Origin of the sequence: Pseudooctadecabacter sp. (assembly GCF_020627745.1) — a bacterium.
Lineage (GTDB): Bacteria > Pseudomonadota > Alphaproteobacteria > Rhodobacterales > Rhodobacteraceae > Octadecabacter.
On sequence record NZ_JAHDGE010000013.1, the window covers coordinates 51,514 to 59,561 of the forward strand.

Annotated in this window: 8 protein-coding genes and 1 pseudogene; 8 read left to right on the forward strand and 1 reads right to left on the reverse strand. The window is 57.8% G+C overall.

Annotated features, from left to right (window positions below; all coding sequences use genetic code 11):
• The first annotated feature begins 149 nt into the window (after positions 1 to 149).
• Genes QZ653_RS07615 through QZ653_RS07630 form a run of 4 tightly spaced genes read left to right on the forward strand, consistent with a single transcriptional unit; the run spans position 150 to position 4,093 of the window.
• Positions 150 to 1,574: a circularly permuted type 2 ATP-grasp protein gene (locus tag QZ653_RS07615; RefSeq protein WP_296419135.1), complete on the forward strand. Its 1,425-nt coding sequence runs from the start codon at positions 150 to 152 to the stop codon at positions 1,572 to 1,574.
• A gap of 1 nt (position 1,575) precedes the next feature.
• A complete protein-coding gene (locus tag QZ653_RS07620; protein ID WP_296419137.1) occupies positions 1,576 to 2,517 on the forward strand; it encodes an alpha-E domain-containing protein in 942 nt (313 codons plus the stop codon).
• Positions 2,518 to 3,315 carry a transglutaminase family protein gene (locus QZ653_RS07625; protein ID WP_296419140.1) on the forward strand — a complete coding sequence of 266 codons (798 nt, stop codon included), beginning with the start codon at positions 2,518 to 2,520 and terminating at the stop codon, positions 3,313 to 3,315.
• A 31-nt stretch (positions 3,316 to 3,346) separates the two neighbouring features.
• A complete protein-coding gene (locus tag QZ653_RS07630) occupies positions 3,347 to 4,093 on the forward strand; it encodes a peptidase (RefSeq protein WP_296419141.1) in 747 nt (248 codons plus the stop codon).
• Here QZ653_RS07630 and QZ653_RS07635 read toward each other — a convergent pair.
• Complete coding sequence (locus QZ653_RS07635) at positions 4,079 to 4,504, reverse strand: class I adenylate-forming enzyme family protein (RefSeq protein ID WP_412766001.1); 426 nt, start codon at positions 4,502 to 4,504, stop codon at positions 4,079 to 4,081. The two genes, QZ653_RS07630 and QZ653_RS07635, sit on opposite strands and share 15 nt — an antisense overlap.
• 641 nt (positions 4,505 to 5,145) lie before the next feature.
• Here QZ653_RS07635 and QZ653_RS07640 point away from each other — a divergent pair.
• From QZ653_RS07640 to QZ653_RS07650, 4 genes and pseudogenes are all read left to right on the forward strand, one after another.
• The gene (locus QZ653_RS07640) at positions 5,146 to 5,481 is read left to right on the forward strand and encodes a 3-keto-5-aminohexanoate cleavage protein (protein WP_296419150.1); all 336 of its coding nucleotides are present in this window, start codon (positions 5,146 to 5,148) and stop codon (positions 5,479 to 5,481) included.
• Positions 5,482 to 5,573: 92 nt separating this feature from the next.
• Entirely contained in the window at positions 5,574 to 5,738 is a 165-nt protein-coding gene (locus QZ653_RS14960) for a hypothetical protein (RefSeq protein WP_366933064.1), read from the forward strand.
• Positions 5,680 to 6,591 (forward strand): annotated as a pseudogene (locus tag QZ653_RS07645) (transposase); the annotation flags it as partial. The gene QZ653_RS14960 and the pseudogene QZ653_RS07645, both read left to right, overlap by 59 nt.
• Positions 6,592 to 6,784: 193 nt before the next feature.
• Positions 6,785 to 7,354 (forward strand): enolase C-terminal domain-like protein, encoded by a 570-nt coding sequence (locus QZ653_RS07650; protein WP_296419144.1) that lies wholly within the window; start codon positions 6,785 to 6,787, stop codon positions 7,352 to 7,354.
• The last annotated feature ends 694 nt before the right edge of the window (positions 7,355 to 8,048 follow it).

Sequence of the window (8,048 nt, forward strand, 5' to 3'; positions counted from 1 at the left end):
AGCAATAATGCGTGGCGGCGCAGACGAAGGGTGTGTGAAGAGGCGGCACAGGCCGGTCATGTGCCCAAATTTCATGCGCAAGAAATTGAATTTTCGACCGATTTTGACGGCGGCCTTGCGTTTTGCGACGAATGATCCGAGGCTGGGGCATGGATAAGCCGAAGACCTTTTTCAATGAGATGATCGGCAATGGGACCCCGCGTGCGCCTTATGCCAAATACGGGTCCTGGTTTTCGGCGCAGAATGGCGACCGATTGGCCCAGAAAAGCCAAGAGGCCGAGGGTTTTTTCCGCCGCGCGGGAATCACGTTCAATGTTTATGGTCAGGCGGACGCCGAAGAACGGCTGATCCCGTTTGATCTGGTGCCGCGCATTTTGTCGAACAGCGAATGGACCAAACTGGCCAAGGGTGTTGAACAACGGGTCCGTGCCATTAATGCGTTTTTGCACGACATTTATAACCGGCAGGAAATTCTGCGTGCGGGCGTCGTGCCGACACGGCTGATTGCGCAAAACGATGCGTTCCTGCCGCAGATGATGGATTTTGTTCCGCCCGGCGGCGTTTACACCCACATTGTCGGGACGGATATCGTGCGCACCGGTGCGGACGAATTTTTCGTGCTGGAGGACAATGCGCGGACGCCCTCGGGGGTGAGCTATATGCTGGAAAACCGCGAGACGATGTTGCAGATGTTTCCCGAGCTGTTCAGCCAGATCAAGGTGCAGCGCGTCAGCGATTACCCCAAAAACCTGCGTGCGTCGCTTGAGGCGTCGGCCCCGCCGAACTGCGAAGGGCGCCCGTTTGTGGTGGTCCTGACGCCGGGTATTCACAATTCGGCCTATTATGAGCACAGCTTTCTGGCGGACCAGATGGGGGTTGAACTGGTCGAGGGGCATGACCTGCGGATTGTGGATGGCAAAATCGCCGTGCGCACCACGCGCGGCTATCGCACGGTGGACGTGATTTACCGGCGGGTGGATGACGATTTTCTGGACCCGCTGACGTTCAACCCCACGTCGATGCTGGGCGTGCCGGGCATCATGGATGTGTACCGCGCGGGCAACATCACCATCGCCAACGCCCCTGGCACAGGCGTGGCGGACGACAAGGCGATTTACAGCTATATGCCGCAAATTGTCGAATTCTACACCGGCGAAAAGGCGATCCTGAAGAACGTGGAAACGCACCGCTGTTCCGAGCCTGAGGCGTTGAAATACGTGCTCGACAATCTGGCTGATCTGGTTGTCAAAGAGGTGCACGGATCGGGCGGCTACGGGATGTTGGTGGGGCCTGCGGCCTCCCGCCAGGAGATTGAGGATTTCCGCGCCAAACTTAAAGCGCGGCCTGCCAATTATATCGCCCAGCCCACGTTGAGCCTGTCCACCGTGCCTATTTTCACCGACGCCGGTCTGGCCCCGCGCCATGTGGATTTGCGGCCTTTCGCGCTGATGTCGCCGGGGTCGGTTGATATCGCGCCGGGCGGGCTGACGCGCGTGGCCCTGACCGAAGGCAGCCTTGTGGTGAATTCCAGCCAAGGGGGCGGCACCAAGGACACCTGGGTGCTGGAGGACTGATATGCTGGGCAAGACCGCAGGTGGATTATACTGGATGTTCAGGGGGTTGGAACGCGCCGAGAATACCGCGCGCCTGATCGAGGCGGGCTTTCGGATTGCTCTCACGCGCTCTTCCGACCCCACGTCGGACTGGCAGTCTGTCATCGTCACCTCGGCCCAGCAGGGGGCATATCTGGCGCAATATGACACCTACACCAGCCAGAACGTCTGCGATTTTCTCCTGCGGGAACCGTCAAACCCAAGTTCGGTCCTATCGGTCGTCAAAGCGGCCCGTGACAACGCACGGTTGGTGCGCACGGCGCTGACGACAGAGGTCTGGTGCGCGGTCAACGAGACATGGATGGTCCTGACGGAGCTGTTGAAAAAGCCCATCGCGGAAGAGGACGTGCCCCAGACGCTGGAGGCCATTCGCCAGCAATCGGCGCTGGTGCGTGGGGCGTTGCATGGCACAATGCTGCGCAATGACATCTACAATTTCTGCCGCTTGGGGACGTTCATTGAACGGGCCGACAGCACCGCGCGGATCATTGATGTGAAATACCACGCGCTGTTGCCGTCACCGTCCTTTGTGGGCAGCCGGCTGGACAATGTGCAATGGGAAATGGTGCTGCGGTCTGTGTCGGGCCACCGGTCGTTCCGCCACGCGGTCGAGGGCGAATATAACGCCGCCAATATCGTGCAGTTCCTGATGCTGGATGCACGGTTTCCGCGGTCTTTGGCGTTTTGCGCGGCGGCGATTGTAGAGAACCTTGATCTTTTGGCGCAGGACTACGGCGGGGAGAGCCGCAGCCTTGCAGCGGCGCAAGCCATGCTGGGGCGGTGCGCAGGGCGGGATGTGTCGTCGATTTTCGAGGAGGGTTTGCATGAATATACCACCCAGATCCTGCGTGACCTTACCATGTTGGGTGCCATGATCGAACAACAATACAGGTTCATTCAATAGATGCGCATCAAGGTTTCCCACCAAACGGAATACACCTACGCCGAACCCGTGTCCGGTGCGCTGCAACAGGTGCGGCTGTGGCCGGTGGACAGCCCCATGCAACGGGTTACGGATTGGGCGGTGACCGTTGACGGCGGCCGGGTAGAGGCGGGCTACAGCGATCATCACGGCAATCAGGTGCGGCTTGTCTGTGCCGACGAAGGGGTGCAGGCGTTGACGATTTCCGTCGAGGGGGAGGTCGAGACGGCCGATACCTCGGGAATACTGGGTCCGGTCTATGGCCGTGCGCCGTTGTGGTATTTCCAGCAGCCCACCGCCCTGACCACCGCAGGCGACGGTGTGACGGCGCTGGCCGACAGCGTGCGCAATGTCACGGGTGATCTGGACAGATATCACGCGCTGTCGGGCGCCATTCTGGACAAGGTTGCCTATGTGCTGAACCAGACGGACATGGCCACCACCGCCGAGGGGGCGGTGTCGCAAGGCAGTGGCGTATGTCAGGACCACGCCAATATTTTTGTGGCCGCCGCCCGCCATCTGGGGGCACCGGCGCGCTATGTCAGCGGGTATCTGTTCATGGACGACCGGATCGAGCAGGACGCAAGCCATGCGTGGGCCGAGGTGCATCTGGACGGGCTTGGCTGGGTCGGTTTTGATGTGTCGAACCAGATCAGCCCCGATGAACGTTACGTCCGCCTTGCTATTGGACGCGATGCCAAGGATGCAGCCCCCATATCCGGGCTGCGGATGGGGCAGGGGGATGAGAACCTCGTTGTGTCTTTGCAGGTGCAGCAATAGGGTGGCTGCCAGACTGATTTAGGGAATCCAGATGACATATTGCGTCGCCATGCGCCTGAACCGCGGCCTTGTGTTCATGTCCGACACACGGACCAACGCAGGCGTCGACAACTTCGCCTCAACCCGCAAAATGTTTACCTTTACCGTTGAAGGCGAACGCAACATCACATTGATGACAGCCGGCAATCTGGCGACCACGCAGGCGATGATCAGCCTGCTTGAGGAACGCACGCAAGCCGCAGATGACCGCGATCCGTCTATCCTGAGCCAGCCCACGATGTTTCAGGTCGCGCGGCTTGTGGGGGCCACCCTGAAAGAGGTGATTTCCTATTCCGCGCCGGGTGGCCCGGCCTCTGCCGATGCGTTCGGGGCATCGGTGATCGTCGGCGGGCAGATCGCGGGCGGCAAGCCCACCATCTTTCTGGTCTATCCGGAAGGCAATTTCATCGAAGTGTCCGAAGACACCCCGTTTTTCCAGATCGGAGAAACGAAGTACGGCAAGCCCATTCTGGTGCGCGCCTTCGATCCGGATTTGACGTTTGAGGACGCGATGAAGCTGTTGCTTGTGTCCTTTGACAGCACCGTAAAATCCAACCTCTCGGTGGGGCTGCCCTTTGACGTGCATCTGTTCGAAGACGGACAGTTTGATGCATCGCGCCGGGGCCGGGTCGAGGTGGATGATCCGGTTTATCGTACCATTTCAACAGGGTGGGGTGAGGCGTTAAAGACAGCACTGGATCAGCTGCCCGCCTACAAGATCACCTCAGACGAGGTCTGACAGTTTCAACCGCTGGATTTTCCCTGACGGGCCCTTGGGCAGTTCGGGCAGAAAGTCGATGCAGTCGGGGGATTTGAACGCGCCCAGACGGTCGTGGCACAGGGCGATCAATACAGCCTCCGACAGGATAGAGCCGCTGCGGATCGCCCCGGCAGCCACAACTGCATCGCGATAGCTTTTGCAGGGCCGCGTCAAGGCTGCGGCTTCGATGACGTCAGGTTCGGAATAAAGGACTTCGTCGATTTTGCGCGGGGCGATGTTTTCTCCGTCCTTGATGATCAACTCCTTCAAGCGACCGGTGACGTCGACATAGCCGTCGGCGTCCATATGTCCCTGATCGCCGGTGCGCAGCCAGTCACCTGCAAAAGTTTTGGCCGTGGCGTCGGGATTGTGCAGATATTCGGCCAACACATTAGGGCCACGCACGGCGATTTCACCGCTGTGCAAGGGTGGGGCGAGGGCCGCCGTTCAGCCACCTGTCAGAAGGCTCGCATGCGTATGAACGACCTCCTTGGGCGTGAAGCGCTTTTCGTGCAACATCCGACAATTCCGATAGTGCCCAGCTCATGGGGTTGAACAACCACATGTGTTTGGGATGGCCACGGCGCTGGCCTTCGCGGTGACGGCCATTGCGGGTATCCTGCTGGGCGTGCGCACCAGCTTTGGTCTGTCCGCGGGTGGTGTGCGCCTGATAATTGGGGGCGAGGATGGGATTATAGGGTGGCTCGGCTATGGTTGGGGCACGATCGTGCGTGGCGTCATTCTAAAGGTCGCGCAGACCCTGGCTCAAAATGCGCGCCGGTCACATCGCGATTCTAGTCGCCTCGGCCATCCACCCGCAGGGCCCGTTTCCGAGGGTGGAATATTGAGCGCGCGCTGTTAGAACCAGCCGCCTTGCTTAATCGGCCACCGTCATCACGCTCAAGGCACCCAAATCCGTTTGGGGTCTGATCCGCAGCCGCTTGATCTGGAACTTTTCCCCTCAGCTACCGCGTCCGCACCGACGCCGACGAAGGACCCTAACCCTTGGCCGAACATAGCGCACCATCATCATCTGTTCGGTCAAAGGCGCGATCCATACGCCAACAATGTCGGATGCTTTGCGCTACACCTATGATGACATCACCGCCCGAGCGATCGAAGCGGTAGAGGCCGGAGCCTTGATCTTGCTCCTTCATACCCGCGACAATAAGACGGGCGCGCCTTCAGTGAACCATGACGATAACAGCCCCTTTCTGGGCTGCATCAAACAGGCCAGTGATGTTGTGATGAACATTTTTAACCGGTCAATCGCTCACACTGTCCATTCAAGACCGGATCAAGCCCGCAGCCACGTTCAGCGCAGAAATGCGCCGCATGAACATGGGGTCGATGAATTTCAGCTTTAACCCGCTCGCCAGACGCGTCGGCGATGACGATTGAGGGTTCGACTGGGAAAAGGATTATGTCGCAAATCCCCACGGCGACCACCGGCAGCCAGATGGGAGGTCACGTGGGCGTGGGGCTAGACAACAGCTTGTTCATCTCGCGCGGGGAACGAGCCGAAATCAACGCCCGACGGATGGCGAACGTCAGACCCATATTAGGCCGACGCGAACATACAGAGGTTGCCCCTAAAGGATGTTTGGAGCCGCAGCGCCATTGATCCAACTGGTGCCCCAAAGGCCGCGAAAGAGCAGTTGTATATTCTGGACGATCTAGCCTTTGGTGCAACATCGAAGGTCGCGCCGAAATTCACATCTCATCCTGCCCGCGCCAGTCTATGGACAGCAGCCTGTAAAGGCCCTGCGTTCCTCAGTTATTCAACCAATTACCTGATCGACGCCGACAACAGCGTCATCGCTGACGTGGAAGGGACGCGGTCGATACGACAGGGTAAAGTCGGGGCCGTGCGCGTTTTATTGGATCGTATCAACTAACAGCATGACACCGGCTCTGAGCGTTGGATCGCAGATACAGCGTCCGGTTCTGACCCAGCGCTGGGTTGGCTCGTTGAGTGGGATATCAAACCTTACATTGCTGTTCTGGAAAAAGGGGGTCGTACCAACGGCACCTGGTTTCGTGCTGACTTTGAATGTGATCCAGAAGATAACAAATACATGCGCCCCGAAGGTGAGCCGTTAAAGCACTTCTGACGGAATTACTCGGACCCAAACCGTGGCTCAACCGGCAAGGGCGTTGCCCGGCATCAGGCGTCAAAGCAGACCTGTCAGGCCTGCCCATCGAAGATAAAGTGCGGCCAGACAGATGCGGCGAAGATCACCCGAGAAGAGCATTGCGACGCCCGGCAGGTCGCCGGGCATATTTAATAAATCAGGCAATGCGCAATCTTTATGCGGCTTCGAAGAAAGGACCAGATGCTTTTCGCCCACCTCAAACGCATCCTTGGGCTGGGAAGGCTCCGATTGCGCGGCCCATGTGGTACAAATGACGAATTCCCGCCCGCGGCCACCACACAGAACCTCCGGACACTGGCGAAGATATGTCCTGCACCGTAGCAAACGCGAAAAGCTGAAAAGAAAGACGCTCGCTTTCTACTCTGGAGCGCCACTATTTGCGCCAGCGGCACTTTGTTTTTTACACAATCGGTGGGAAGCGAATTTTTGCTGCAATTGCAAAGTGTTCGGGATGAAGTTTCCAATGCGGACCTATCGCATATTCAAACGTTTCATTTTTTGAGAAACCCACCGCTTGCTTCCTCGCGAGGCGGCGGAGTTTGCCAAAGCGGTCGAACCTGTCGGGCTCTATTGGCTTGAAGACCCGACACCTGCCGAAGATCAGAATGCCCTGAAACTTATCCGCCAGCATTCCACCACGCCCATCGCCATCGGCGAGGTGTTCAATTCCATCTGGGATTGTAACGCGCTGATCGAACGTGAACTGATCGATTTTATCCGTATTGCCGTGACCTACGGTGGGGGCATCACGCCTGTCAAACGTATCGTCGACCTTGCCGGATTGCACCACGTCCGGACGGGTTTTCACGGCGCCCCCAGCCATTCGCCTATTTCCATGGCGGCACAGCACCACTTGAACGCATGGGCTCCGAATTTCGGCATTCAGGAATACCTCGTGCTCGGCACGCCCGAATGTGACGCTTTGTTCCCATCCGATCATGTTATGGAAAACGGAATGGTCTACGTCAGCGATGCGCCGGGGCTTGGTGTTGATTTTGATGAAACCGAGGCTGCGAAATATGAATACCAAGCGGGCAGCCATCCGGTCGTGCGATTGCAGGACGGGACACTATGGAATTATTAAAGGCGGTGTCACCTAACGAGGCATCGAACGGATGGCCGTTCATAAATGTATGAAAGCAAAGTTTGATTTTTGACGACCGCGAAGCAGGGTGACACGAGGATACGCGGTCGGCAGATAGGTGAAGACGTTGCAAACTTGCGATAGATCGGCGCACCAGCCAGACGGCAATTGCCGGTCGTGAGGTCTCGTTCCTCTTCAAATGATACGCCGCCGGTTCCGAGCGCGAATATGAGGCGCGGCGTGCGGCGTCACCTTTTGAGGCGGACGCACCGAGAAATTGTTGAGCCTGTATGGCTGACGACAAAAAACATGGACCAAACGCTGGGCCGACACGTCTGAGTGTATTGAAATTTTGAGGCAGCTTGGCTGGCTGCATGCAACAACTCTCGGGTCGTTCGAACGGCAGTTATGGGCCGATCCTTTTCGATCAGGGGCTAGTGCCAGTCAGTTGGCAGCCGTCTTTAAATGAACGCAAAAGCATGCGACCGTGATGATTGAGGTCTAAGCGGTGGTTGGATCAGTCAAAACCGACAAGATTTTAGAGCTTTACGCAGAGGCGGAAAAGAACGCCGCTCGAACGTAACCGTAAAATGCCCTGAAAAATGGCGCCCTGGAAATCGACGCCCGAACAGATAAGTGCTTGATTTTATTGGAGGCGAGTACCGGAATCGAACCGGTGTACACGGATTTGCAA

Excerpts from the sequence above, each read along its gene's own strand:
- QZ653_RS07615 (WP_296419135.1), top strand. The coding sequence starts at position 150 with ATGGATAAGCCGAAGACCTTTTTCAATGAGATGATCGGCAATGGGACC.
- QZ653_RS07625 (WP_296419140.1), top strand. The coding sequence starts at position 2,518 with ATGCGCATCAAGGTTTCCCACCAAACGGAATACACCTACGCCGAACCC.
- QZ653_RS14960 (WP_366933064.1), top strand. The coding sequence starts at position 5,574 with ATGGGAGGTCACGTGGGCGTGGGGCTAGACAACAGCTTGTTCATCTCG.
- QZ653_RS07630 (WP_296419141.1), top strand. The coding sequence starts at position 3,347 with ATGACATATTGCGTCGCCATGCGCCTGAACCGCGGCCTTGTGTTCATG.
- QZ653_RS07620 (WP_296419137.1), top strand. The coding sequence starts at position 1,576 with ATGCTGGGCAAGACCGCAGGTGGATTATACTGGATGTTCAGGGGGTTG.